Origin of the sequence: Actinomadura madurae (genome assembly GCF_900115095.1) — a bacterium.
In the GTDB taxonomy this organism is placed as follows: Bacteria; Actinomycetota; Actinomycetes; order Streptosporangiales; family Streptosporangiaceae; genus Spirillospora; species Spirillospora madurae.
This window is the reverse complement of the sequence record NZ_FOVH01000019.1, coordinates 151,388-176,727: the sequence shown is the minus strand read 5'-3', so window position 1 is coordinate 176,727 and position 25,340 is coordinate 151,388. Positions and strand designations below refer to the sequence as shown.

24 protein-coding genes and 2 pseudogenes are annotated in these 25,340 nt (G+C 71.0%); 13 read left to right on the top strand and 13 right to left on the bottom strand.

What is annotated here, in order from left to right:
• Positions 1–19 precede the first annotated feature (19 nt).
• Positions 20–613: an ASCH domain-containing protein gene (locus tag BM339_RS38910; protein ID WP_075024126.1), complete on the bottom strand. Its 594-nt coding sequence runs from the start codon at positions 611–613 to the stop codon at positions 20–22.
• A gap of 259 nt (positions 614–872) precedes the next feature.
• On the opposite strand from BM339_RS38910, the gene BM339_RS38905 reads away from it, so the two are divergent.
• Positions 873–4,016 (top strand): NACHT domain-containing protein, encoded by a 3,144-nt coding sequence (locus BM339_RS38905; RefSeq protein ID WP_143118770.1) that lies wholly within the window; start codon positions 873–875, stop codon positions 4,014–4,016.
• A pseudogene (locus BM339_RS52555) lies at positions 4,013–4,720 on the top strand (TetR/AcrR family transcriptional regulator); the annotation flags it as partial. The gene BM339_RS38905 and the pseudogene BM339_RS52555, both read left to right, overlap by 4 nt.
• Before the next feature lie 186 nt (positions 4,721–4,906).
• Here the strand turns inward: BM339_RS52555 and BM339_RS38895 are convergent.
• From BM339_RS38895 to BM339_RS38885, 3 genes are all read right to left on the bottom strand, one after another.
• Positions 4,907–5,329 carry a VOC family protein gene (locus tag BM339_RS38895; RefSeq protein ID WP_024934260.1) on the bottom strand — a complete coding sequence of 141 codons (423 nt, stop codon included), beginning with the start codon at positions 5,327–5,329 and terminating at the stop codon, positions 4,907–4,909.
• Positions 5,330–5,400: 71 nt separating this feature from the next.
• On the bottom strand, positions 5,401–5,898 hold the full coding sequence (locus tag BM339_RS38890; RefSeq protein ID WP_021591285.1) for a pyridoxamine 5'-phosphate oxidase family protein: 498 nt from the start codon (positions 5,896–5,898) through the stop codon (positions 5,401–5,403).
• A gap of 12 nt (positions 5,899–5,910) precedes the next feature.
• Positions 5,911–6,411: a cysteine dioxygenase family protein gene (locus BM339_RS38885; protein ID WP_021591286.1), complete on the bottom strand. Its 501-nt coding sequence runs from the start codon at positions 6,409–6,411 to the stop codon at positions 5,911–5,913.
• A 106-nt stretch (positions 6,412–6,517) separates the two neighbouring features.
• Here BM339_RS38885 and BM339_RS38880 point away from each other — a divergent pair, with 106 nt between their 5' ends.
• Entirely contained in the window at positions 6,518–7,429 is a 912-nt protein-coding gene (locus BM339_RS38880) for a LysR family transcriptional regulator (protein ID WP_075024124.1), read from the top strand.
• 36 nt (positions 7,430–7,465) lie between these two features.
• Here the strand turns inward: BM339_RS38880 and BM339_RS38875 are convergent, their stop codons facing one another.
• The 3 genes from BM339_RS38875 to BM339_RS38865 are packed head-to-tail and all read right to left on the bottom strand — an operon-like array spanning position 7,466 to position 10,544.
• Positions 7,466–8,833 carry an L-serine ammonia-lyase gene (locus tag BM339_RS38875; RefSeq protein WP_075024123.1) on the bottom strand — a complete coding sequence of 456 codons (1,368 nt, stop codon included), beginning with the start codon at positions 8,831–8,833 and terminating at the stop codon, positions 7,466–7,468.
• Positions 8,830–9,462, bottom strand: coding sequence for a cupin domain-containing protein (locus BM339_RS38870; protein WP_083598411.1), 633 nt, complete (start codon positions 9,460–9,462; stop codon positions 8,830–8,832). The genes BM339_RS38875 and BM339_RS38870 overlap by 4 nt, the downstream gene beginning before the upstream one ends.
• A 59-nt stretch (positions 9,463–9,521) precedes the next feature.
• Positions 9,522–10,544 (bottom strand): threonine aldolase family protein, encoded by a 1,023-nt coding sequence (locus BM339_RS38865; protein ID WP_075024121.1) that lies wholly within the window; start codon positions 10,542–10,544, stop codon positions 9,522–9,524.
• 210 nt (positions 10,545–10,754) lie between these two features.
• Between BM339_RS38865 and BM339_RS38860 the strand changes: the two genes are divergently transcribed.
• From BM339_RS38860 to BM339_RS38840, 5 genes are all read left to right on the top strand, one after another.
• Positions 10,755–11,657 (top strand): amino acid ABC transporter permease, encoded by a 903-nt coding sequence (locus BM339_RS38860; protein ID WP_075024120.1) that lies wholly within the window; start codon positions 10,755–10,757, stop codon positions 11,655–11,657.
• Positions 11,654–12,445, top strand: coding sequence for an amino acid ABC transporter ATP-binding protein (locus BM339_RS38855; protein ID WP_075024119.1), 792 nt, complete (start codon positions 11,654–11,656; stop codon positions 12,443–12,445). The genes BM339_RS38860 and BM339_RS38855 overlap by 4 nt, the downstream gene beginning before the upstream one ends.
• Before the next feature lie 53 nt (positions 12,446–12,498).
• Positions 12,499–13,338, top strand: coding sequence for an ABC transporter substrate-binding protein (locus BM339_RS38850; protein WP_177287887.1), 840 nt, complete (start codon positions 12,499–12,501; stop codon positions 13,336–13,338).
• Positions 13,339–13,565: 227 nt separating this feature from the next.
• Positions 13,566–14,405 (top strand): helix-turn-helix domain-containing protein, encoded by an 840-nt coding sequence (locus BM339_RS38845; RefSeq protein ID WP_075024117.1) that lies wholly within the window; start codon positions 13,566–13,568, stop codon positions 14,403–14,405.
• 68 nt (positions 14,406–14,473) lie between these two features.
• Positions 14,474–15,067, top strand: a complete 594-nt coding sequence (locus BM339_RS38840; RefSeq protein WP_075024116.1) for a dihydrofolate reductase family protein — start codon at positions 14,474–14,476, stop codon at positions 15,065–15,067.
• Positions 15,068–15,110: 43 nt separating this feature from the next.
• Here the strand turns inward: BM339_RS38840 and BM339_RS38835 are convergent, their stop codons facing one another.
• Positions 15,111–16,691, bottom strand: coding sequence for an MDR family MFS transporter (locus BM339_RS38835; RefSeq protein ID WP_177287886.1), 1,581 nt, complete (start codon positions 16,689–16,691; stop codon positions 15,111–15,113).
• A gap of 97 nt (positions 16,692–16,788) precedes the next feature.
• On the opposite strand from BM339_RS38835, the gene BM339_RS38830 reads away from it, so the two are divergent.
• Together BM339_RS38830 and BM339_RS38825 are read left to right on the top strand one after the other, a co-directional pair.
• Positions 16,789–17,343 (top strand): TetR/AcrR family transcriptional regulator, encoded by a 555-nt coding sequence (locus tag BM339_RS38830; protein ID WP_075024115.1) that lies wholly within the window; start codon positions 16,789–16,791, stop codon positions 17,341–17,343.
• 255 nt (positions 17,344–17,598) lie between these two features.
• The gene (locus tag BM339_RS38825; RefSeq protein ID WP_083598410.1) at positions 17,599–19,446 is read left to right on the top strand and encodes an ABC transporter ATP-binding protein; all 1,848 of its coding nucleotides are present in this window, start codon (positions 17,599–17,601) and stop codon (positions 19,444–19,446) included.
• Between the two features lie 8 nt (positions 19,447–19,454).
• Here the strand turns inward: BM339_RS38825 and BM339_RS38820 are convergent, their stop codons facing one another.
• Positions 19,455–20,717 (bottom strand): FAD-dependent monooxygenase, encoded by a 1,263-nt coding sequence (locus tag BM339_RS38820; RefSeq protein WP_075024113.1) that lies wholly within the window; start codon positions 20,715–20,717, stop codon positions 19,455–19,457.
• Positions 20,718–20,768: 51 nt separating this feature from the next.
• Between BM339_RS38820 and BM339_RS38815 the strand changes: the two genes are divergently transcribed.
• Together BM339_RS38815 and BM339_RS38810 are read left to right on the top strand one after the other, a co-directional pair.
• Positions 20,769–21,362, top strand: a complete 594-nt coding sequence (locus tag BM339_RS38815) for a TetR/AcrR family transcriptional regulator (RefSeq protein ID WP_075024112.1) — start codon at positions 20,769–20,771, stop codon at positions 21,360–21,362.
• Positions 21,363–21,371: 9 nt separating this feature from the next.
• The gene (locus tag BM339_RS38810; RefSeq protein WP_075024111.1) at positions 21,372–22,085 is read left to right on the top strand and encodes a class I SAM-dependent methyltransferase; all 714 of its coding nucleotides are present in this window, start codon (positions 21,372–21,374) and stop codon (positions 22,083–22,085) included.
• Between the two features lie 17 nt (positions 22,086–22,102).
• Here BM339_RS38810 and BM339_RS38805 read toward each other — a convergent pair whose 3' ends face one another.
• The 4 genes and pseudogenes from BM339_RS38805 to BM339_RS38790 form a co-directional block, all read right to left on the bottom strand.
• Entirely contained in the window at positions 22,103–22,765 is a 663-nt protein-coding gene (locus BM339_RS38805; protein ID WP_021591306.1) for a GntR family transcriptional regulator, read from the bottom strand.
• A 51-nt stretch (positions 22,766–22,816) separates the two neighbouring features.
• Entirely contained in the window at positions 22,817–23,092 is a 276-nt protein-coding gene (locus BM339_RS38800; protein ID WP_075024110.1) for a carboxylesterase family protein, read from the bottom strand.
• A 28-nt stretch (positions 23,093–23,120) separates the two neighbouring features.
• Positions 23,121–23,378, bottom strand: a pseudogene (locus BM339_RS52780) (carboxylesterase family protein); the annotation flags it as partial.
• Positions 23,375–24,250: a VOC family protein gene (locus BM339_RS38790; RefSeq protein ID WP_218163875.1), complete on the bottom strand. Its 876-nt coding sequence runs from the start codon at positions 24,248–24,250 to the stop codon at positions 23,375–23,377. The gene BM339_RS38790 and the pseudogene BM339_RS52780, both read right to left, overlap by 4 nt.
• An 86-nt stretch (positions 24,251–24,336) precedes the next feature.
• On the opposite strand from BM339_RS38790, the gene BM339_RS38785 reads away from it, so the two are divergent.
• Positions 24,337–25,287, top strand: coding sequence for an Lrp/AsnC family transcriptional regulator (locus tag BM339_RS38785; RefSeq protein ID WP_075024108.1), 951 nt, complete (start codon positions 24,337–24,339; stop codon positions 25,285–25,287).
• The last annotated feature ends 53 nt before the right edge of the window (positions 25,288–25,340 follow it).

The following is a 25,340-nucleotide window of genomic DNA, read 5'->3' as shown; positions in this document are numbered from 1 at the left end:
CACCGCATCACGGAATGGATCAGTCGGGGAGGGAGTGGAGGTAGGCCATGAGGGCCTTGCCGCGTGGGGAGAGGCGGTAGCCGGTTTCCAGGCTTTCGGTGAGGCCGAGGGCTTTGAGGCGGCGGACGTCGGCCTTGAAGGGGAGTCTGTCGCGGTCCAGGCGTTCGGCCAGGTCCAGGGCGCGTAGGCCGGGGTGTTCCTCGATGAGGCGGAGGACCTCGCGGGTCCAAGGGCCTCGGCGGCTGCGGGTGTCGATGGTGTCCAGGGCGGCTTTGATGTCGGCCAGTTCCTGGTCGGTCAGGTCGGCGTTCGCGGCCAGTTCCGCTCGGGGGTCGGGGCCGCCCAGATGGAGCATGACGCGGTGGTAGCCGCCCTGCTTGGTGCTTTTGGACAGGGCGGTGAGCAGGGCCGCGCGGCTCTTGAAGCCCGAACGCAGGGCGTCATCCTCGGTGATCTCCTCGGGGGTGACGGCCGTGACCGAGTCGATGACGATGATCCCCGCCCAGGTGCGCTGGGTGCTCCCCGCGCGGACCGGGGGCTCGGCCCACACCCGGAACACCCGGTCGATCCGCCCGCCTGCGATCCCTTCAAGGACCTCCCGCCTGAACAGCATCGTCCCCTCCCAACACGACTCTTGTGCTGCATTCTTTCTCGGAAGTCGCACCGATCTCCTGCCCCGTAGAGACGCAAGGTGTCCAGTTAAGGCCTGACCCCCATGAGTGACGGACCCGGCGCGGACGGAGGGCGCGAGTAGGGCGACGCATCCGGATCCATGTCGTCAGCGGCCTCTGGGAGGGGGCAGGCCGTAGGTGGCCAACGGATGAGGGCGGCTTCCGTTGTGGCGTGGCGCGCGAGGTCGTGATGCTGGTCGCATGAGGCGACGGCCGTGGGTGGCTGCCGCGTGGGCGGGGTTGATGGGCGTCCTGCTCGCGCTGCTGGGGAACATGGCGACGAACACCGTGGCGGTCCATGGCAAGGGTGTGCCGCTGGTGTGGGGTGGGCTGGCACTAGCGACGGCGGTCGTGGTGGTCGGCCAGGTCAGGCAGGACGGAGGGCTGCCGTCCACGCTGGAGGAGACGGTCCGCAGCCTCCGGGAGACCGTGCGGGTGCAGTGGCGGGAAGAGGAACGCATTCTGGGGCTGGCCAACCCGTCCCCGATGCCCGTGCGGTGGGCCCTGACGGTCGAGGTCGAGCGCCGGGACGCGGCCGGGCGGGTCAACCTGGGCGGGCCGGCCGTCTGGACGGGGTCCGGCGACAACATCGAAGACCTGGTCGCGCGGTTCAAGGAGCTGCCCAGCCGGCGCCTGGTGATCCTCGGCGGTCCAGGGGCGGGCAAGACGACCCTCGCGATCCAACTCCTCCTCCACCTCGCCGACTCCCGTGACGACGGGCCGGTTCCGGTGCTGTTGTCGATCTCGGGCTGGGACGCCGTCGCCTCCCCCTCGTTCGAGGAATGGCTGATCACCCGGCTGGAGGAGACCTATCCCTGGCTCCGCGAGCACGCGCCCTCCGCGGGGAGCAGCACGGCCCGCAGGCTGCTGCGCCTCGGGCACGTCCTCCCCGTCCTGGACGGCCTGGACGAGGCCCCGGGCGAGATGCGCCCGTTGATCATCCGAGCGATCAACGAGGCGATGTCGGCCGGGAGCCGGCTCATCATTACCAGCCGGACCGAGGAGTTCATGGACGCCGCCCTCGCGTCGCGGAGCATCACCGGCGCGGCTTTCGTGGAGTCCGAGCCGCTCGCCCCGGACGACGCCGCCCGGTATCTCGAAGCGACGCTGTCCGCGAATCCGCACCCGGCCTGGCGGCGCCTGCTGGACGAGGTGCGCGACGGCCCCAGCCCGCTGGTGGAGGTCCTGGCGAACCCCCTTGGCATGTGGCTGTTGCGGACCACGTACGCCGAGCCCGACGCCGACCCGTCCCCTCTGCTCGATCGCGAACGGTTCCCGACCGCCGAGACGCTGCGGTCTCACCTGTTCGACCGTCTCATCCCCGCGCTGATCGATGCGCGTCCTCCGGCCGGGAGGGACGATGCGGCGCTCTTCCGTCCGCGGCGCGAACACGACCCGGCGCCGACGCGTCGCTGGCTCGGGAATCTCGCCGACCTTCTCGACCGCAGTCCGGCGACGGTCAGGCAGGTCGGCGCCCGGGGCATCGGCACCCGCGACTTCGCCTGGTGGAGGCTGGCGCGGACCGTCCTGCCGGGTGGGACGCCGGGTGACCTGGTGAAGGCGCTGGGCGCGCTCGTGTGCGCGCTGTGCGTCATGGCGGTCGGCATCGTCGCTCTCGACGTCCAGTGGTTCGGCGGGCTCACCGGCGGCGTGTTGATCGCGGCATTGGCGAACGACATGCGCGACGACGAGCGCGCCTCCCGCTGGACGCCCCTTTCGATGCTGGGCTCTCTCGCGTGGGCGCTCGGGCTCGCCGCCGTGTGCCTTCTGGGCGTGATTCTCGTCCGGGTCGGCCTCCACCTGGTGTCGCACGGGACTCCGGGCGGGCTCGAAGGGCCGCTCCGCGAGGGCCTGTCGGCGGGAACCCTCTACGGGCTGGCGTTACTCGTCCCCTTGCTCACCGAGGATCTGTCCCGCTGGACGCAGGCCACCGCGCGCCTGGAGGCCAGCACGCCCGTGACCAGTTGCCGCGCGGACCGCCGCATCACCCTCACCCGGTTCCTCATCGCCGTGCTCCTGGCGGGCGGCGTCTCCGGCGCCACGGCCGCCTTCACCGGAGGCACGCTCGCCGGAACCGCTGTGGCGGCCGGGCTGGGAATCGTGGGCGGCGCGGTGTTCGCCTTCGTCACCGAGAAGGAGGCCACCTGGCTGGGCTACGCCCTGGTCACCGCCCGGCTGGCGCGCCGACGCCGCCTGCCGCTACGGCTGATGCCCTTCCTGGACGACGCCCACAAGCTCGGACTCCTGCGCGCGGTCGGCCCCATCTTCCAATTCCGCCACGCGGAGTTCCACGATCACCTCTCCCGCCGCCGGCCACCGCCCCGGCCGGCTCCCGAGCCGGTCCGGCCTCCCGTCCGGGCACCCCGCCCGGACGGAACGCTCCGGCCCGTCCGCCTGCGCACTTTCACAACGCCCCGGTGGCTCAAGGACGTCGCCTTCAGCCCGGACGGGCGGTATCTGGCGCTGTTCCGCGACGGCGCCACCGATCTTCTCGACCCGTCGGGCGCTCCCGTCCGCCGCGTACGCCACGGGTCGCGGCTGTGGGGGATCGCCCTGCAGGAGGGGCAGATCGCCTTCAGCCCCGACGGTGCCCGGTTCGCCGTCTCCGGCGGCGGTCTCGGGGGACGATCACCGGAGTACACCCGCGGCCGCTGCCGGATCTTCGACACCGCGACCGGTGGCGAGATCGCTCGCATCGTCCATGACGACTGGGTCCAGGCGGTGGCCTTCAGCCCGGACGGCGGCCGCCTCGCGACGGGCAGCCACTACGGCACCACCAAGATCTGGGACGCGACCACCGGGGACGAACTCCTCGTCATCAGCAATATCGGATGGGTGCACAGCATGGCGTTCAGCCCGGACGGCACCTGCCTGGCGACGGGCACGTCCGGTGTGTGGCCCGCCGACCCCGACCACTGTCCCGCCGAGATCTGGGACGCCACCACCGGTCAGGCCCTTGCACGTCTGCACACAGCGCCCGGCCGCGCGACCGTCGACGGCGTCAACAGCGTGTCCTTCAGCCCCGATGGCACCGTCCTGGCGGCGGGAACGCACAGGGCCACCGTGCTGTGGGACGCCCTCACCGGCGCCGAGACCCTGCGCATCGAGGAGGGGGCCCGGCAACTGGAGTTCACTCCAGACGGTTCGATGCTCCTCACCTCGGGCCCCGGCCTCTACACCCGACTCTGGGACACCTCCACCGGACGCAAACTCGTCGAGATCAGCCAGAGTCAGTACGTCTCGTGTGCGGCGCTCAGCCCTGACTCCGCCCTGCTCGTCACGGCCAGCGAGATGGCCCGCGAGGCCCAGCTCTGGCGCCTCTACCCCGACGCCGACCCCGCATGACCAGACCGCTCGGCCGGCGGATCGTGGGGGTGGAGATCTGCTGGGAGCAGTTGCTCGGTGAGCAGGCGCCGGAGACGCTCAGGACCGTGGCACCATCTGCGCACCATTCGCATATTCGCTCAGCGGCAGCCGCGCCGTCCAGGCGACGTGCCACGGCCCGTATCGCTCCGACCTGCGAGGCCAGAAAGGTCGCCCGCGGAGGATCGAACGGAATCTCCGCCAGCAAGCGTTCGGTGTCCTCGGCGAGCCGGGCGGGCGGCGGCGGGTCGTCCGCCTCTACCTGCGCGCGCCATTCCTGCGGCCCCCGGCAGATGAGGACGGTCCCCCGGGAGGTACCGACCACTTGCCGGTTGACCTGCAAAGCCAGCGTCGCGTACGTGCGCAGCCACCGCTGCGCGGGCTCATCGGTCATCGTCCCTCCACGTGCGAACGTCCTGCGGGAATCGATCCACGATCAAGCTATGTGTACGGTTTTCCGTACACCGCACGGGAGGAGCGAGCGCGTGCCAAGAAAGCCGCCGGGCCAGTCCGTCTGGTTCCGTGACGAGCCGGCGCCTCGCAAACCTCGGTTGTCCCGGGAGCGCATCGTCGAGGCGGCCATCGAGTTGCTGGACGCCGAAGGCGCGGACGGCTTCTCCATGCGCCGCCTGGCCGCGCGCCTGAACGCCGGCACCATGTCGCTGTACGAATACGTGACGAGCAGGGAGGACGTCCTCGATCTCGCCATGGACGCGGTGATGGCGGAGATCGATCTGAATATGCCCGACGACGCGAATTGGCGCGACATCCTCACCGGGCGATGCGGCACCCATGGGTGGCGCCGCGGGAAGGGTGAAGGGTTCGCCCCCACGCCGGAGACGGCCCCTCCTGCGTGGGCCGTCCCCGATCGGTTACTCGGTCTCCTCGGCCAGCGCGACGAGGATGCCCGCGGGGCCGCGGACGTAGCAGAGCCGGTAGCTGTCCTCGTACCGCACCAGCTCGCCGAGGAGTTCGGCTCCGTGGATCCGCAGACGGTCGAGGATGTCCTCCATGTCCTCGACGGCGAACATGATGCGATGGGCGCCCAGTGTGTTCGCGGGAGCGCGCGGGTCACCCTCTCGGATCGACGGGGCGTGGTACTTGGTCAGCTCGACCCGCCCGCGGCCGTCCGGGGTGCGCATCATCGCGATGTCCGATCGGGCTCCTTCGAGCCCGACGAGGCGATCCACCACGCTGCCTTCGAGTGTCGCCTCGCCTTCCAGCTCCAGCCCGAGTTCGGCGAAGAACGCCTTGGCGGCCGCGAGATCGTCGACGACGATGGCGACGTTGTCCATCCGCTGGACCGTCCCGCGCCCGGGACGCGGGTCCTGCCGGCCGGTGTCCTCCATGGCGGTCCTTTCCGTGTTCATGCGCGCTGGTTCTCCTTCTGGCGCGCCATGAGCTCCTCGATGGCGGTGGGCAGCGTGGTCTCGAAGTCGATCAGCTTGGCCCAGGTCGGCTTCACCACGACCCGGACCATGCCGTCGTAGAGCGACTGCACGCCCTTCTCCCACTCGGCCCGCTGCTCCGGCGTCATCTCGTACGTGCCGTTCCACTGGAGGTACTCCTCCGGGATGCCGTCGACGACGTCCAGTTCCGCGTTGCCGCGGAGGAGCAGGACCTTCGGCGGGTGCGACTCGGTGTCGATGGTCAGGGCGACCGCCGGGTTGTCGCGCAGCGCCGGCAGTTTCCGCGCGTTCTTCGCGGTGCACATGACGATCTCCGTGCCGTTCCAGTGGATCCCGATCGGGATCGACCGCGGAGTGCCGTCCAGCGCGACGTACGCCAGCCTCGCCAGGTCGCGGGCGAGCAGTTCCTGGCTGTACGGACGGTTCAGTACCTCGTCGATGGCGTTCTGGTCCATGGTTCGAGCTCCTCAGTCGTAGTAGCGGCGGGCGCTGGACCCGACGCGGGAGATGTCGGTGCCGTAGATGTGCAGGCTGATGGCGGTCTCGTCGCCGACGTTGCGGATGCGGTGGATGTCGCCGGGCGGCGCGAAGCCACTGACCTCGCCGGGCGGGTTGTCCCGCGTGCCGATGGGGTTGAGCGACTCGTCGAACAGTTCTTCGTGCTCGATGCCCGCCAGCACGCCCACGACGCACCAGGTGATGTGGTCATGGATCCGGGTGCCCTGCCCCGCGCGCCAGACCAGGCCGAGGATGGAGAACGCCCCGTCCGGCTCGGCGTGCAGCAGGTGGCCCGCCACCTGGTCGGGCAGGCCGAGACGCTGATCGGGCGTCAGGATCTCGGGGCCGGGCAGGTGCGCGCGGAGCTGGTCGGCGACCAGGTCCGCGGTGTCGGTCCAGCCGGTCCGCATGTCGACCGTCCGGCGCACGGCCGCGACGAGGTCGGTGAGTGTCGCTGATGTCCGGATCATGACCGCGTCCTCCTTGGCAGAACGAGTTCGTCCCGCTCAGCGTCGCGCACGCCGAGTCATACGTCTAATGACAATGCTTGGCCTAACTCATGCGTATCCTTGATGGATGCTGGATATCGTGCGGCTACGCGTCCTCGCGGCGATCGCCGCGGAGGGCTCGGTCACCAAGGCCGCCAAGCACCTGAACTACTCCCAGCCCGCCGTCAGCCGCCATCTGGCCAGGCTGGAGGCGGAGACCGGGGCCAGGCTCGTCCAGCGGGTCGGCCGGGGCATCCGGCTCACCCCCGAGGGCGAGCACCTGGCCCGCCGCGCCACCGAGATCGTCGGCCGGGTCGACACCGCCGCCGCGGAACTGTCCGCGCTGGTCGGCCTGCACACCGGCCTGGTCCGGGTCGCCGGCTTCCAGTCGGCGCTGGCCGCTCTGGTGCCGCACGCCGCGGGCACCCTGCGCCGCGAGCACCCGGGCCTCGAACTGCGCCTGATCGAGTCCCATCCGCGCGTGGCCCTCGACCTGCTGCGGGCCGGGGAGGTCGACGTCGCGGTCGCCTTCCGCTACGACGACCCGGCCCCGGACGACGTCCGCGCCGCGCACCTGTTCGACGACCCGACGTACCTGCTCAGCCTCGACCCCGGCCAGACGCTGGAGGGCAACCGCGACTCCGACTGGATCGCGGGCTGCGAGAACTGCCGCCGCGAGTTCCTGGAGGCCTGCGACAAGGCGGGGTTCACCCCGCCCATCGCCTACACCGCCGACGACATCATCGTGAATCAGGCACTGGTCGCCGCGGGCATGGGCGTGACCACCATGCCGGGGCTGGCACTGCGCACCCACCGCGCACCCGGCATCGAGGCCAGCGTCCTCCGCGACTTCCAGCGGCACGTCTACCTCGCCACCTACGGCGATCCGCCGGATCCGCCGGCGACCACGGCCTTCATCGCCGCACTGCACCACGCCGTCCAGCAGATCCGGCCCGGCGGACCGCTCCCGCCCGTGCTCCGTCCATCTCAGGCGGAGTGACGCGTCGAGCGCCGCGGCGCCACGGACCGTTCCGGCTCAGCATTCGATGACGTTGACCGCCAGCCCGCCGCGCGAGGTCTCCTTGTATTCGAGCAGCATGTCGGCGCCGGTGTCCCGCATGGTCTTGATGACCCGGTCGAGGCTCACGATGTGCGTCCCGTTGCCGCGCAGGGCGATCCGCGCCGCGTTGACGGCCTTGACGGCCGCCACGGCGTTGCGCTCGATGCAGGGGATCTGGACGAGCCCGCCGACCGGGTCGCAGGTCAGCCCGAGGTTGTGCTCCATCCCGATCTCGGCGGCGTTCTCCACCTGCCGGGGCGTGCCGCCCAGGACCTCGCACAGGGCGCCCGCCGCCATCGAACAGGCCGAGCCCACCTCGCCCTGGCAGCCCACCTCGGCACCGGAGATCGACGCGTTCTCTTTGTAGAGCACCCCGATCGCGCCCGCGCAGAGCAGGAAGCGCACGATCTGGTCGTCCGTCGCTCCGGGGCAGAACCGCGCGTAGTAGTGCAGGACGGCCGGGAGCACGCCCGCCGCGCCGTTCGTGGGGGCCGTGACGACGCGGCCGCCCGCGGCGTTCTCCTCGTTGACGGCCAGCGCGAACAGGTTCACCCAGTCCATGACGAGCAGAGGGTCGCCGGCGTCCGGCTCGGCGCGCAGCCGCCGGTACAGCCCGGGGGCCCGGCGGGGGACCCGCAGCCGGCCGGGCAGCGCGCCCTCGTTCGTCCAGCCGTTCCGGACGCACTGCCTCATGACCGCCCAGATCTCCCGCAACCCCGACCGGACCTCGTCGGCCGTTCGCCGGGCCTGCTCGTTGGCGAGCATGACCCCGCTGATCGGCAGGCCGGACTCGTCGCAGCGCGCGAGCAGCTCGGCGCCGCTGCTAAAGGGGTACTGGGGTGGCGCGGGGTCTTCGGCGTCCCGTCCGACGGGGGCTCCCTGCTCGTCGAGCACGAAACCCCCGCCGACCGAGTAGTAGATCCGTTCGCGTAGCGTCCGCCCGGTCGAGTCGAACGCCGAGAACCGCATCCCGTTCGGGTGATGGGGCAGGCTCTCGCGACGGTGCAGGACGAGGTCTCCGGCGCCGAGGACGACCTCGTGGCGGCCGAGCAGAGCGATCCGTCCCGTCGCGCGGATCGCCGACGCGCGCTCGGATGCCGTGGCGGTATCGACCGTCTCCGGGTACTCCCCCAGCAGACCGAGCACGACGGCGCGGTCGCTGCCGTGGCCCAGGCCGGTGGCGCCGAGCGACCCGAACAGCTCGACGCGCACCCGGGCGGCCGGGCTCAGTACCCCGTCGGCGTCCAATCCCTGGGCGAAGGCGCGCGCGGCGCGCATCGGCCCGACCGTGTGCGAGGAGGACGGGCCGACGCCGATCGAGAACAGGTCGAAGACGCTGATCATTCGTCCGCGAACGGGCCGTGGCTGTGCGGATCGAACACCCACAGCAGGTTCATCGGGTGCGGCCCGGGGTTGAACAGCGTGTGGGGAACTCGCGCGTCCAGTTCGAAGGAGTCGCCGGTTTGCAGGACGTATTTCTCGTCGTCCACGGTCAATTCGAGCGTCCCGGAAAGCAGGTATCCGTATTCGGTTCCCTCGTGGCCCAGCGGGGTCGCCTCTCCCGTCGTCGAGGCCCCGGCGTCATAGGCGAGGAGCCCGAACCGGAGATGGTGGTCGACGCTCGCCAGGCCCTCCCACCGAATGCCGGCCTGGCCCGGACGGCGCGGACGAGCATTGTGCCTGCTGACGCGCACCCCGGAGGACTGCTCCTCGGCGCGGGCCGGCCGGGCTCCTTCCAGCGTGAACAACCGGTCGAGCGACAGGTCGAGCGCGGTGGCCATCGCGTAGAGCGTGTTGATGCTCGGCAACGTCCGGCCGGTCTCGATGTGACCGACCAGGGCCGGAGAGACGCCGAGTTTGCGGGCCAGCTGGCGGGTGGAGAGCTTCTTTGCCTGCCGCGCCGCGCGCAGGCGGTCTCCGAGGTCCGGCGGCATTTCGTGCTCCGGAGCCTGCGGTGCGGACTCGTCGCTCATGAATGGTTTTCTTTCTGTGTCACGGTGACCACGTTATGCACCAGCCGGTATGTCCACGGTCACATCTCCCCGATCGCGTCGACGACATGATCGATGTCCCGCTCGGAAATGCCGGGGTGGGTGACGGCACGGATCGAGGTCTCGCCCCAGGGAAGGACGTGGATTCCGCGGTCCGCGAGCCGGGCGACGACACCGGGGGCCTCGGGCGGAGACCAGATCACGATGTTCGTGCCCGGCGTCGTGCGCGGGCTCGTACTACCCGGCCAGCGCTCCTCGGCCGCGGCCCGGATGCGCGCGGCCCCGCGATGGTCGGTGCGGAACTCCTGCGGGGGGCGGCGCAGCGCGACCAGCCCCGCCGCCGCAACGACTCCGGCCTGCGCAAGGCTTCCGCCCATGGCGAGCCGGCTCTGGCGAGCGCGGTTCATCATGTCCTCCGGGCCCGCGAGGACGGATCCGATGGGCGCGCCCAGGCCCTTGGACAAGGTCAGCGTGACGGTCGTCGCGCAGGCCGCGAGGTCGGCGGGCGGGACGTCCAGGGCCGCGGCGGCGTTCATGAGCCGTGCGCCGTCCAGGTGGACCGGTACTCCGATCCGCGCGAAGCGATCGGCCGCCTCCGGGGTCATCACATGGCCTTCGCGCATCAGGTGCGTGTTCTCGATGGCGAGCGCGACCACCTGGTCGCGTGCCGACCGGAGGTGTTCGGCGAACCGCTCCTCATCGGAGTCGTCCACCGGCAGCAGGAGCCGCTGCGGCAGAGAGTCCTCGAACAGGTTGATGTGGGACAGCCGGCCCACGGCGATGAGCTGGTCCGGTTCCGCGAGCACGGACAGCGCCACCTTGTTCGCCATCACCCCACTGGGCATCAGCACGGCGGAGTCCTTGCCGAGCAGGCGTGCCGCGGCAGCCTCCAGTTCGTTGGCGGTGGGGTCCTCGCCGTACAGGTCGTTGCCGAGCCGGGCGGTCTGCATGGCGCGCAGCATCTCCGTGCTGGGCAGTGAGGACGAGTCCGATCGCAGGTCGACGATCGGTTCGGTGTGAGGGCGGCTGTCTGAGGCCGCCGCGGTCGCCGTCGAGGGAAGCACGGTTCCAACGTAGCGATCTATCGGCGCCTGTGTCTAGTTTCAGTAGCCAAACCGGCCTCGCCGCGTAAGCGCGTGGCCCGACAGCGGCGCAGTAAACCTCCTCGTCACTTGATGATCACCAGGGGATTCGACCAAAACGGCGCGTCCGATCCGTTGACGCCGCCGAAGCCATCGTCTAGTTTCACTAGTCAATCTGATGGGAGGTGACGTATGGCGGAAGTTCGCGCACCCATCCCGCTCGATGCGGCCGTGCGTCCGAGGAAGAGCGTCGGCGCCTGGACGCTCGGCATCGTCCTGCTGGCGGTGACCGGCGTCGTGGCCACGACCGTCGTCACGAGCCCGAATGTCGAGTGGCCGGTGGTCCGGGAGTACGTGCTCTCCGGCCAGGTGCTCGACGGAGTCTGGGTGACGATCGAGTTGTCGATCCTGGCGATGCTGCTCGGCGTCGTTCTCGGCTTGGTCATCGCCCTGCTGAGGGTGAGCGACAACCTGATCCTTCGCACAATCGCCCTTGCCTACCTGTGGGTCTTCCGCAGCGTCCCCTTGCTGGTTCAACTGCTGATCTGGTTCAACCTCGCGCTGCTGTTCCCCGTCATCAGCCTCGGCCTGCCCGGCGGTGGTTCCCTCGCCTCCTGGCAGACGAACTCGCTCATGACGCCGTTCGTCGCCGCGTTGCTCGGATTGGGCCTGCACGAGGCGGCCTACGCGAGCGAGATCGTGCGCGCCGGGCTCGACGGCGTCCCGAAAGGGCAGGTGGAGGCGGCGCGGGTGCTCGGGCTGTCACCGGCGAATTCGTTGCTGTACGTGGTTCTGCCGCAGGCCGCCCGCATCGCGATCCCCCCGCTGGGCAACCAGTTCATCGGCATGTTGAAGTCGTCGTCTCTGGTGGCCTTCATCGCCGGCAACGATCTGCTCACCGTCGTGCAGAACATCTACAGCCGCAATTACCAGATCATCCCGCTGCTGATGGTCGCCTCCATCTGGTACGCGGTGGTCACCACCGTCGCCTCCCTCGGACAGGGCTGGATCGAACGCCGCCTCTCCCAACGCCGGGGAACCCGAACACGGCGGGACGCGATGGGCGGCCTCTTGACCTCCAGGGAAAGCGTATGAGCCAGGAATTGAACGCGAACGAGGCCGGCCCGGTCATGGAGGCACGCGATCTTCGCAAGTCCTTCGGCGGGGTCGAGGTGCTCAAGGGTGTGTCGTTCTCGGTCGACAGGGGCCAGACCCTGTGCCTCATCGGGCCGTCCGGGTCGGGGAAGAGCACGCTGCTGCGATGCCTGGCCTACCTGGAAGTGCCGGATTCGGGTGCGGTGCGGATCGAGGGCCATCGCATGGGCGCGGTCCGTTCCCGGAAGGGAACGGTCGTGGCGGCCACCGAACGGCAGATGGCCGGGCAGCGCCATTTCTTCGGCATGGTGTTCCAGTCGTTCAATCTCTTCCCGCACATGACCGCGGTCGAGAACTGTGCTCTCTCGCTACGTCGTGTGCACAAGAAGAGCAAGGACGAAGCACAGAAGATCGCCGTACGCCACCTGGAAGCCGTCGGCCTCGGCGACCACGTGCACAAGTACCCGGGGCAGCTGTCCGGAGGGCAGCAGCAGCGCGCGGCGATAGCCAGGGCACTGTCGACCTCCCCTTCGGTGCTGCTCTTCGACGAGCCCACCTCCGCACTCGACCCCGAGCTCGTCGGAGAGGTGCTGCTCGTCATGAAGGACCTCGCCGCCAACGGCACCACCATGGTCGTCGTCACCCACGAGATGCAGTTCGCGCGGGAGTCGGCCGACCGCGTGATCTTCATGGACGACGGGCTCGTCATCGACTCCGGAACCCCCGAGGACGTCATGCACAACGCGCGCAACGAGCGCGTACGCGGCTTCCTTTCCCGGATCGGCTGATCCCCGCACGGCTCGCACCCAGGAGGTACACCATGAACAGGCTCATGCTCTCCGTGACCGCACTCGCCTGTGCCGCGTCGCTGCTCACCGGTTGCGGCACGTCCGGCGACACCAAGAAAGCGGCTTCCGCGTTCGCCGACTCGCTTCCCGACAAGAACAAGAAGTCGGGCGTGCTCACCGTCGTCACCGCCCCGGGACAGCCGCCACTGACGTTCCTGTCAGGCCAGGGGAACATCGCCGAGGGCAACGACATCGATCTGATCAAAGCCGTGGGAGCGAAGCTCGGCCTGAAAGTCGAGGTCACCAACGCCGCGTTCCCCGGTGAGCTCATCGCCGTCGCCTCGGGCCGTTACGACGTGGTCGCGGGAGCCATCAACGACACCAAGGACCGTCAGAAGACCCTGACATTCGTCGACTACTTGAATGTCTACAGCGCTCTGTTCGTGCAGCAGGGAAACCCGAAGCAGCTGTCGGACACCAAGTCCCTGTGCGGCAAGACCGCGGCCGTTCTCCAGGGCAGCACCTTCGACCTGGACATCGACGCGATCAATGCCGCGGACTGCGCGAACGACAAGATCCGGGCGTCGAAGTTCCCCACCGCCGCCGCCGCGCTGCTCGCCGTCCGATCGCAGCGCGCCGATTTCGCCTTCAACGACAGCACCACCGCGGCGGTCGTGCTCAAGCAGAATCCCGGACTCGAAAGAGCCGGCGGCAAGTTCGGCAAGGTCGCGCACTACGGCTTCGGGGTCGCGAAGTCCAACATGGAGCTGGCCCGCGCGCTCCAGGCCGGCCTGAAGGCGATCATCGCCGACGGCACCTACGCCAAGATCCTGGCCAAGTGGGGCGAATCCGAGAACAGCTACGTGGAAGCGACGATCAACAACGCGGGCTGACGCGCGACCCCGCCGACGCCGTGGCGGGTCGCTACGTGCACGGCCACCGTCCGTTGCTGGCCACCCAGGTAGCCCTCACGTCCGGCAACGTCGTCATGGTGGTCGAACAGGCCTTCGTACAGCCGGCGGAAAAGCCCCAGTCGAGCTCCATCGCACGATCATTGATCCAGCCGTCCACCCCTGGCAACGGCATTACGAGGGCTCGCGTCGGCGCGATACTTGGACGCGTGGAGTACGTGTCGTGGGCGCCGCGATCGCCGCTGGACGAGCTGATCGACGATCTCTACTACCTGGAGGGCCCGCGGCCGTACTCTCGGCTGGCCCTGCCGCCGATGCCTTCGGCGGTGCTCATCCTCAATCTCGGGCCACCGTTCCTCATCCGTGCCGGCGGCGAGGCCGAGACGGCCGAGTACGCCGACGGCTGCGTGGTCACCATGCCGACCCGCGCCGCCGAGTTCGGCTATCCGCCGTGGACGCGGTCGGTGGGCGTGCACTTCAAGCCGTGGGGACTCGGACCTTTCCTGCCGATGCCCGCGGCGGAGCTGTGCGACCGTCCGGTGACGGTGGAGCAGGTCTGGGGCCGCGCCCGCACGGCCGAGCTGCGGGACCGGCTGGCCTCGGAGGCCGGGCCGCGCGAGATGCTGATCCTTCTTGAGGACGAGCTGCTCCGCCGGCTCCGCGAGACCGCCGGCCTGGGGCTGGTCCGCCACACGAGCGGCGTCATCGCGGCGGCCACGGGAGCGGTGATGATCGGCGACCTGGGCGCGGCGGCCGGTGTCAGCAGCACCCACCTGGCGCGGCGGTTCAAGGAGCTGATCGGCGTCACGCCGAAGCGGCTCGCCCGCACCTACCGCTTCGCCGCCGCCCTCCGCGCGATCGACCCCGCCGGGCCGGTCGACTGGGTCGACCTCGCCGGTCGCGCCGGATACTTCGACCAGGCGCACTTCGGCCACGAGTTCCGGGCCTTCACCGGCCTGACGCCGACCCGCTATGTGGAGGCTCGGAGGCGGTTCCTGCGCGAGCATCCCGGCCATGCGCTCGACGTCGGGCTGATCCCGGCCGTTTGATTCCTTACAAGAGCCGGCGACTCCCGCCGGGCCATGATGGGCACCATCCCGAGCGGAGGAGGTGGCCCATGGGCAAGGTGGTCATGTACGGCACGGTGTCGGTGGACGGCTTCATCGCGGACGGCGACGACCAGGTCGGGCCGCTGTTCGACTGGATGTCCAGCGGTGACGTCCCGTTGGACGACGCCGAGGTCGTGAAGGTGACGCAGGCGTCCCACGACTACGTCCGGGCGTACTGGGACGAGATCGGGGTGACGATCGCCGGCCGCCGCGTCTTCGACCTCACGGACGGCTGGGGCGGCACGCCCCCGGCCGGGGTCGACCACGTCGTGGTCGTGTCGCACCGGCCGGCGCCCGAGGGATGGAACGCTGACGCGCCGTTCCACTTCGTCGACGGCATCGAGGCCGCCATGGCCACCGCGCGGAAGCTCGCGGGCGACCGCACGGTCGAGGTCGCCGCCGGCGACGTCGGCGGCCAGATGCTGGCCGCGGGGCTCGTCGACGAGGTCGCCATGGAGGTCGCGCCCGTGGTGCTCGGGTCCGGCAAGCGCTACTTCGGGCCGGTCGACGCGCAGCACCTGCTGGAGGATCCCGACGTGGTGATCCGGGGCGACCGGGTGCTCCACCTGCGCTACCGCGTGCGCCGCCGACCGACCGCGTGAGGGGCCGTCCTCTGGGTGAGGGCGGCCCCTGGCGGGTTGCCGGTCAGACGATCGCGGGTTCGGAGAGCTCCTGGTCCTTGGGGGTGGGCTGGTCGGTCGGGGCGCCGCGGAGGGGGGTCTCGCGGATGAACCAGGCGGCGACGATGGCCAGCAGGGTGAACGCGCCCGCCCAGAGGAAGACGTTGTGGACGCCGGAGGCGACCGCGTGCTCCACGGCGTCACGGACGTTGGCCGGCATCTGCTTGAGCAGGGCCGGGGTGAGCTGTCCGCCGCCGCCGGAGAGCGACCGTCCGGCCTGCTCGCCCAGCCGGTCGGTCAGCGCGCCGGTCAGCTGGTTGCTGTAGACCGCGCCGAGGATCGACACGCCGAGCGAGCCGCCGATCGTGCGGAACAGGGTGGCCGCGCCGCTGGCGGCGCCCATGTCCTTCATCTCGACGCTGTTCTGGGCGATGAGCATCGTGTTCTGCATCAGGAAGCCCAGTCCGGCGCCGAGCACGAGCATGAACAGGCCGGTGGTGAGGCGGGTGGAGTCCACGGTGAGCTGGGCCAGCAGGAGCATGCCCGCGGTCATGAACACCCCGCCCACGATGGGGAAGACGCGGTAGCGCCCGGTACGGGTCACCAGCTGGCCGACGGCCATGGTGGTGACGAGCATGCCCATCATCAGCGGCAGCAGGAGCAGGCCGCTGTTGGTGGCCGAGGCGCCCTGCACGAGCTGCTGGAACTGCGGCAGGAAGGTCACCGCGCCGAACATCGCGAAGCCGACCAGGAAGCCCAGCACCGAGGCCAGCGTGAAGTTGCGGCTGCGGAACAGGCTCATCGGCAGGATCGGGGAGTCGGTGCGCAGCTCCCACAGCACGAACAGGGGCAGCAGGACGGCGGCGCCGATGCCCAGGCCGATGACGGTGGCGGAGGACCAGGCGTACTCGGTGCCGCCCCAGCTGGTCATCAGCGAGAGGCAGACGATGCCGGCGGTCAGCAGGGCCGCGCCGACGAAGTCGATGCGGGACGTGCCGCGGGGACGCTTGGGCAGGTGCATGGTCAGCCCGGTGACGACCAGGGCGAGGGCGCCCAGCGGCAGGTTGATGTAGAAGGCCCACCGCCAGCTGAGGTGGTCGGTGACCAGGCCGCCGAGCAGCGGGCCTCCGATGAAGGCCAGCGGCATGACCGCGGCCATCAGCCCCTGGTAGCGGCCGCGCTCCCGGGGCGGGACCAGGTCGCCGATGATGGCCATCGCACCGACCATCAGCCCGCCCGCGCCCAACCCCTGGACGCCGCGGAAGGCGATCAGCTGCGTCATGCTGTGCGCCATGCCGGCGAGCGCCGACCCGATCAGGAACAGCACGACCGCGGCCATGAACATGCCCTTGCGGCCGTAGATGTCACCGAGCTTGCCCCAGATCGGCGTCGCCGCGGCGGTGGCCAGCGTGTAGGCGGTGACCACCCACGACAGGTGCGCCAGGCCGCCCAGCTCGCCGACGATGGTGGGCATCGCGGTGCCGACCACCATGTTGTCCAGCATGGCGAGCAGCATCCCGATCATCAGCCCGCTCATCACGATGTAGATCTGGCGTTTGCTCTGGGAGGGCGCCGTCACCGGGCTCTCCGTGGGGGTCGTACTCATCGCGTCCTCACTTACCTGCCGTCCGGCTAGTTTGCTTACCTGCCGTACGGTAAGCTCAGAACTAGCCGGGCGTCAAGTAAGTTAGAGGGAGGACGCGATGACCCGCCGTCGAAGCGACACCCGCGAGCAGATCCGCAAGGTGGCGCTGGAGCTGTTCGCCGAGCAGGGCTACGAGAAGACCTCGCTCCGCGAGATCGCCGAACGCCTTGAGGTGACCAAGGCGGCGCTGTACTACCACTTCAAGACCAAAGAGGACATCGTCGCCAGCCTCTTCGAGGACTTCCACGCCGAGGCCGAGGAGCTGCTGGAGTGGTCCCGCGGGCAGGAGGCGACTCCGGCGTCCCGGCGGGAGTTCGTGCGCCGCTACGCCGAGATCTTCCAGGGGCCCGGCCGGGAGATGATCCACTTCATGCAGCAGAACGAACCCGCCATACGGGATCTGAAGGGCAGCGCGAACCTGCGCACGCTCATGCAGTCGTTCGCCACGTTCCTGGCCGACGAGGAGGCGAGCCTGCCCGACCAGATCCGCGCCCGCCTGTCCATCTTCACCCTGCACATGGCGCACTTCGCCATGCGCGACACGGTCACCGACGAGGACGAGCTCCAAGCCGCCGCGCTCGACGTCGCCCTCGGCCTCATCCCGGACGACTAGGCGCCCACGCCCCGCGCCGGGCAGGGTACGTCGCGCCCCATTTCCGTTGGGCCGGCCACCTCTCCGCGAAAGCGCGGTCGGCCCCTGCTCTGCCGCCTCCCTCGGGCGGCAGGGCAGGGGTTTTATCGTGAAATTCCCGGACCAAAACCGCAGTCTGCCCCCGCCGCCGAAAAAGCATTCGCCTGATCTCGGTGACCTCGGGCAGCATGGAAGGGCGGCGGTGTAGAGGGGTGGGCGGCTGTGCTGGGATTACGAGTGGGCTCCTCCAAGGACGGCCAGTCGACCCGGCGACGAGCGGTTCTGCTGGCCCTGCGCTATTACTGCGATGAGCTGCGCCGCCAGTGGCGGATCTCGCTTCCCGCCCTGCTTTTCCCATCGCTCGGGAACATCAGCCTGTTCTACGTGTCGCCGCTGGTGGTGGCGGCTCTGGTGGGACATCTCGCCGGCGGCGGGAAAGGCGACCTCGCCGCGCTCCTGCCCTTCGTCCTCGGCTTCGCCGGGCTGGGCCTGGCGGGCGAGGCGCTGTGGCGCGTGGGGCTCCACTACCTCAACCGGACGAACGGCCGGGGCATCGAATGGCTCGGCATCGCCGGCATGGACGAGTTGCTCGCCAAGGACGCCGCCTTTTTCCATGACAACTTCGCCGGTTCACTGACGAAACGGATCCTCAGTTTCTCCGGCGGGTTCGAACACTTCGCCGACACCCTCACGTTCTCGGTCATGGCCAACGTGATCCCGTTGTCGTTCGCCTCGGTGATCCTGTGGCGGTACCACCCGCTTCTGGTCATCGTCCTCGTGGGACTGATCGTCCTCACGGGCCTGGTCGCGTCCCCGCTCATCCGCCGCCGCCAGGCGCTGGTGGACGCGCGCGAGGCGGCCAAGGTGCGCGTGTCCGGCCACGTCGCCGACGTGATGACCAACATGGAGACGGTGCGGGCGTTCGCCGCCGAGCGCCGGGAGGCCGCCGAGTTCCGCGGCCGGGCCGCCGAGCAGCACCGCCTGTCGCTGCGCTCCTGGGACTACGGCAACCTGCGGGTCGACATGGTCGTCGCCCCGATGTCGATCCTGACCGGCGCCCTGGGGCTGCTCGTCGCGGTGACGCTGCGCGGCGGGCTCGGGGTGGAGGCCATCGTGGTGACGTTCTCCTACTACACCAACGCGACCCGGATCATGTTCGAGTTCAACCAGGTGTACCGGCGGCTGGAGAGCACGCTGACCGAGGCCGCGCAGTTCACCGAGCTGCTCCTGACGCCGCCGACCGTCGTCGACCCGCCCGATCCGCTCCCGTCGCGTCCGGCCGACGCGTCGGTCCGCTTCGAGCGGGTGCTCTTCGCCCACGGCGACGGCCCGCCCCTGTTCGACCGGCTGGACCTCGACATCCCGAGCGGCGCCAAGATCGGCCTGGTGGGCCGGTCCGGCGGCGGCAAGACCACCCTCACCCGGCTGCTGCTGCGCCTCATGGACGTCGACGGCGGCAGGATCCTCGTCGGCGGCCAGGACATCGCGCGGCTGCGCCAGAGCGACCTGCGCGACCTGATCGCCTACGTCCCGCAGGAACCCGCGATGTTCCACCGGTCGGTGCGCGACAACATCGCGTTCGCCCGCCCGGCCGCCACCGAGGCCGAGGTCTTCGAGGCCGCGCGGGCGGCGCACGTCACCGAGTTCGTCGAGAGCCTCCCGGACGGGTTCGACACGCTGGTCGGCGAGCGGGGCGTCAAGCTCTCCGGCGGCCAGCGGCAGCGCGTCGCGCTCGCCCGCGCCATCCTGCGGGACGCCCCGATCCTGCTGCTCGACGAGGCGACCAGCGCCCTGGACTCCGAGAGCGAGCTGCTCGTCCAGGAGGCGCTGTGGCGCCTGATGCGCGACCGCACCGCGCTGGTCGTCGCCCACCGCCTGAGCACGGTAGTCCGCATGGACCGCCTGATCGTCCTCGACCGCGGCCGCGTCCTTGAGGACGGCTCCCACCGGGAACTCCTCCAGGCCAAGGGCCCGTACGCCAGCCTCTGGCACCACCAGTCGGGCGGCTTCCTCACCGAGGACGCCACCCCCGACACCGTGCCCGCCGCCCGGCACGACCCGGCATCACAGTCGCCGATCGGCTGACGCGGTCGTCACGGGACCGCCGGCGCCAGATGGCCGTCCGGGCGGACCCGGCCCGCTTCGGTCTGGACGTGGGCTCCCGCGCGCAGGGCCTCGAAGAGGGTGCGGCCGTCCGGCAGCCGTAGGTTGCGGACGCGTTTGCCGGTCGCGTGGGCGACGCTGAGTCCGGAGAGGCGTTCGGCGAGTTCCCGGGACATGTCCGGCGCCGTGGTGATCAGGCCGCTCAGCACCGCCCGCAGTGCCAGTCCTTCGGGAGAGTAGGTCGTCATCAGCGCGGTCTGGGCGCGGGTGTGTTCGAGGAGGTCCGCGCCGGCGGGGTGGCGTTCCTCGTGGTAGGTGTCGAGCAGCGCCTCGTCCGCACGGCCGGTGCCGACGGCGGCGAGCTTCCAGCCGAGGTTGTGGGCGTCCTGGATGCCGGCGTTCATGCCGACGCCGCCGGTCGGGAAGTGCATGTGGGCGGCGTCTCCGGCCAGCAGCACGGTGCCCTTGCGGTAGGTCGCGGCCTGCCGGGTCGCGTTGCCGAAGCGCGACAGCCAGACCGGGTCGCGCATGCCGAAGTCGGTGCCCGCGATCCGCCGGACCGTCGACCGCAGCTCGTCGAGAGTGAGCTCGCCGGGCCATTCGGGCCGGTTGGTGCGGGGGTCCCCGCCGACGAGGCGGTGGATCCCGCCGGGCAGCGGCACGACCATGAGGCCGCCGTCCGCGCCGGAGACCTGCGCGAAGCCGCGTTCCGGAGGCGCGCCGAGCACCACGTCGCCGAGCCATCCCCAGGTCGTGGCGTCGGTGCCGGGGAAGTCGATGCCCGCAGCCTCCCGGACGGTGCTGCGGACTCCGTCGCAGCCGACCACGTAGCGAGCCGGGACGACCTCTCCGTCCGCCAGCGCGACACCGTCGGGCGCCAGGCCGGTGACCCGGCGACCGCGGCGGATGGTCGCGCCCATCCGGCGGGCGCGCGCTTCGAGCAGCTCCTCCGTGCGGGCCTGGACCAGCGCGAGGGTGAACGGGTACGGCGTGTCCAGGACGGAGAAGTCCATCCGGTCCGGCAGCCCGGCGAAATGGCCGTTCGGGATGCGCAGGCCCTCCGCCAGGAACGGTTCCGCGACGCCGCGGCAGTCGAAGATCTCGATCGTGCGCGGATGGATCGTGAGCGCCTTGGAATTGGGGTCGCGCTCCCGCCTGGTCTCCAGAACCGTGACGGATGCCCCGCCGAGCCGCAGTTCCCCGGCGAGCCACAACCCGGTGGGACCGGCCCCCACCACGACGACGTCCTCCATCGAACCTCCCTTGGTCACTGACCAATACCGTCCGGCCATTAGAGTAGGTCAGTGACCAAGAGTCAAGCGGACGCGGTGCGGGCCGCCCTGCAGGTCCTCGACGAGCACGGCGCCGGAGAGGTCTCCATGCGCGCCATCGCGCGGCGCCTCGGCGTGCGGATGAACACCGTCCTCTGGCACGTCAAGAGCAAGGCCCGGCTGGAGGAGCTGATGGCCGACGCGATCGTCGCCGGCGTCTCGCTCGACGGCCTGCCGGAGCACTGGCGCGAACGCGCGGCCGAGATCGCCCGTCGCTACCGGCGCGCCCTGCTGGCCCACCGCGACGGCGCCGCCGTGGTGGCCGGCACGTACGCCGCCGAGCCGGCGACCCTGGACATCGCCGAGGCGCTCGTCGCGGCGCTGCTCGACGGCGGCCTGCCCGACCGCGAAGCGGCCTGGACGTGCTGGAGCCTCATCTACCTCGTCCTCGGGCTGACCCAGGAGGAGCAGGCGCTTCCCGACCGTTCCATCCGCGATCTCGCTGTGGGACGGCGCCCAGCACTCCAGCGCGTGTTTCCCGTCCTGGCCGAGGAATCCTTCGACGAGCGGTTCGAGTTCGGCATCGCGAAACTCCTCGATCAAGGGAACGCCCGGCCGGGGCCGTAGCCTTGGGCGGTGTTCTCCACTCAAGGGCCTTCTCTGCGCGAGCTGACGGTTCAGGCGTTGTCCTCGGTCGAGCGGGGCTACGACCTGCTCGCTCCGAAGTTCGACCACACGCCCTTTCGCACCCCCGAAAGCATTCTCGGCGCCACCGCCGACGCGCTGCGTCCGTTCGGGCCGTTCGGCCAGGGGGTGGACGTGTGCTGCGGGACAGGTGCCGGCATGCAGGTCCTCGAACCGCTGTGCCACGGACGGATCACCGGCGTCGACTTCAGCGCCGGGATGCTCGCGCAGGCCCGCCGGGCGCACCCGGACGCCGAGTGGGTACGCGCCGACGTCCGGGCGCTGCCCTTCGCCGAGGACTTCGACCTCGCGGTCACCTTCGGAGCGCTCGGGCACTTCCTGCCCGCCGAGCGGTCCGCGGTGTTCGCCGGGGTGTATCGCGCGCTGCGGCCCGGCGGCCTGTTCGCGTTCCCGATCGGCGCGCCACCACATGTCGGGTCGGCCTGGTACTGGGCGCTGCTCGGGTTCGACCTGGCCATGCGCATCCGGAACGCCGTGTGGCGTCCACCGTTCGTCATGTACTACCGGACCTGTCCCCTGCACGCGGTCCGCGACGACCTGGCCGAGGCCGGTTTCACCGTGACGACGACCCCGCTACCCATGCTCGGCCGGCGCGACGACGGCGGCCCCCGCTTCCGCCTCCTCCTCGCCCGCAAGCCAAGCTGATCACCCGCCGGGGAGGGTCAGGGCTCGTCGGGGAGGCCGGCGGACATTCCGAGGCTGTGCACGGTGGTCCGGGCGGCGAGGATGTGCGAGCGCATCACGGCCTCCGCCCAGTCGCCGTCCCCGGCGGCCAGCGCCTCGATCAGCTCGTCGTGGTGGAACATGCTGGCGCGCAGCCGGTCCGGCGCGTACCGCCGGAACGTGCGGTGGACGAGCGGCACGTCGATGAACCCGCGGATCAGCGTCTCGATGTGCCCGTTCCCTCCGGCGGCGGCGATCGTGAGGTGGAACTCCCCGTTCAGCTCGGTGAGCCGGTCGGCCGCCGGGCCCTCGGCGCCGGCGAGCGCCTTCATCTCCGCGGCCAGCTCGCGGAGCCGGGCGAGCTGCTCCCGCTTGATCCGGGACGCCGCCAGCTTCGCCGCGTAGCTCTCCAGCAGGGCGCGGGCCTCGTACAACTCGTCCAGCTCCCGCTCGGTCCACGCCGTCACCCGGGCGCCCCGGTTCGGGACGAAGTCGACCAGCCCCTCGGAGTCCAGCCGGCGCAGGGCCTCCCGGATCGGCGTCCGCGAGACGCCGACGCGCTCGGCCAGCTCGGCCTCCCGCAGCCGGTCGCCCCGGGCGAACTCGCCCGACACGATCCCGGCGCGGATCACCGCGTACGCCGTCTCGACCGCCTTGGCCACGACCCCACCTCCTGACGCGGTACACGATGTCACGGCGCCCGGCCGGACGGGTCAGCCGGTGAAGCGGTGCGTGGTGCCGCGCTCCCAACCCGGGTCGCCGTCGCGGGCGAAGGACGTCCACACGCGCCGGACCCGGCGGACGAGGCCGGGCGGCAACTCGCCGGCGAGCATGGGCGCGTCCCGCCACGCCGCCGCCGAGCCGAGGACGAACGGCAGCTCGATGCAGTGGCAGGCGCCGAACGGGCCGTGCTCCGGGCGCCAGTCGAAGCCGTACAGCCAGGGTGCGGCACCGCCGCCGGCGAGTGCCGCTGGTGAAGCCGCCGCCATGAAGGAAGATCAGGACCGGATGCCCGTCCCCCGGTGGCCGCCACACGTTCAGCGACAGGCACCGCTCGTCCTGCGGGACGTCGAAGCCGCCCATCACGCGCTCCAGGCGGGACGGCGGTTGCGGTGCGGCGGGGCCGGGCGCGGAGGCGTCCCGCACGCCCGCCCACGGCCGGACGGGACGGGGCGCGGCGAACCGGCCGGCCTCCGCGTAGGGGATGCCGAGGTAGGCGGTGACCGGGCCGGCGGCGACGCCGCGCACCCGGCCCGCCACGGTCTCGGCGATCATGAGGCGGTGAAGATCAGGGCGGCGCCGTGCGCGTCCCGGGCGGACACGGCGAAGCCGTCGCCGGCCGGCCTGGTCCCGGTGCCGCCGTCCTCGATCAGCGCGCGGGCGGCGTCCGCGTCGTCGACCCGGATGGTCATGGCGGCCAGGTAGGACGGGGCCGGGACGGGTTCGCCGGGCAGCACCTCCCCGGCGTCGGACGCCCGGAGGATCTCCAGCCGCCCGTCCGCCAGGTCCAGCACCGTGAGCGGGCCCTGCCGCCGCGGCGTGCACGCCAGCACGTCCGCGTACCGGGCGGTGATCGGCTCGTGCGCGGAGTCGTCCACCACGATCAGCACCGCCTCCAGGGCGCGCGCCCCGTTGGCGTGGGCGAGGTAGCGCGCCTGGTGGACGTACTCGCGGTCGAGGTGCTGCGCGATGCCGACGTACGCCTCGGGGGTCGAGCGCGGGTCCAGGTGCACGGCGCGGGCGCGCAGGGTGCGGGTCCCGTCCGCGGTGGCGACGTCGCGTTCCAGGTCGAGGACGCCGGAGGTGCGCAGGCCGAGCCCGGTCAGCCTTCCGTCGGTGGCCTCGGCGTCGGCGGTGTCGAAGTTCAGCAGCCGGAAGCCCTCGTACTCGTCCGCGATCGCCTTGGTGTGCCAGGGGTCGGGCGCCGACTCGTCCACGATGCCGAGCAGTTCGATGTAGGCGTTGCCGAACAGCGCGCACCGGTTGGCCGTGCACCCGGGCACCGGCGGCTCGCCGGGCCGCTCGTTGAGCAGGTGCCGGGATCGGGGGCTCAGGGTGAAGCCGAACCCTGTGTAAGTGCGCTCCAGGGCGTCGAGGTCGCGGGTCAGGATGCCGGTGTGATGGAAACCATGGATGTCGCTGGTCATGGCACCGATGGTGGGGTGCCCGGCCCGGCCCGGTCCCGTCCGACGGCCGGAGACGCCGGGATCCGACATCGAAATACCATCATCGGGTGGATTCGGTCACGCTGGACCCGCTCGACCTGCGGCTGCTGCACGCGCTGCATCTCGACGGCCGGGCGCCCTTCGCCAGGATCGCCGAGGTGCTCGGCGTCTCCGACCGCACGGTGGCCCGCCGCTTCGCGCGGCTGCGCGCCACCGGAACCGCCCGTGTCACCGCGAACGTCAGCAGCCGGGACATCGGCCTCGCCGAGTGGCTGGTGCGGTTGCGCGTGCGGCCCGCCGGTGCCGCCGCGCTGGCCGGGGCCCTGGCGCGGCGTCCGGACACCTGCTGGGTCACCGTCCTGACGAGCGGCACGGAGATCGCCTGCGTCCTGCGCGCCCCGGCGGGGCGTCCCGCCCCGCTGGCGCCGCTCGCCCGGCACCCGCGCGTCCTCGCGGTGGACGCCCACCGGTTGCTCCGCCATCTGATGGACCACCGCTGGTCGGGCCGGACGTCCGCCCTCGACGGGGACCAGATCGCCGCGCTCCGGCCGCCGGTCTCCGGCGCGGCGGCGCCGGCCGCGCCGACCGACCTCGACCGGCGGCTGCTGCCGTCCCTGGCCGCGGACGGCCGTGCCGCCTATCCGCGCCTCGCCCGCCAGACCGGCTGGTCGGAGTCGGCGGTCCGCCGCCGGCTGGACGAACTGCGTCGCTCCCGGACGGTCCGGTTCGACGTCGAGGTCGACCCGGCGGTGCTGGGCTACACCGTCCAGTGCCTGCTGTGGCTGGCCGTCAGCCCGTCCCGGCTCGCGGACGTCGCCCGCTCCCTCGCCGCCGATCCGGAGGCCGCGTTCGTCGGCGCGATCACCGGGACGCACAACCTGCTGGCCATCGCCGTCTGCCGCGACGAGAACGCCCTGTTCACGTACCTGAGCGACCGGCTCGGGGCCCTGGACGGCATCGATCACGTCGAGACCGCCGTGGTCACCGGCTACACCAAGCGCGTGGCCCCGCCGCACTGACGGCACCGCCTCCCGGGAAAGTGGGTATGCCTGGTTCGCGGGGACTGTCGTGG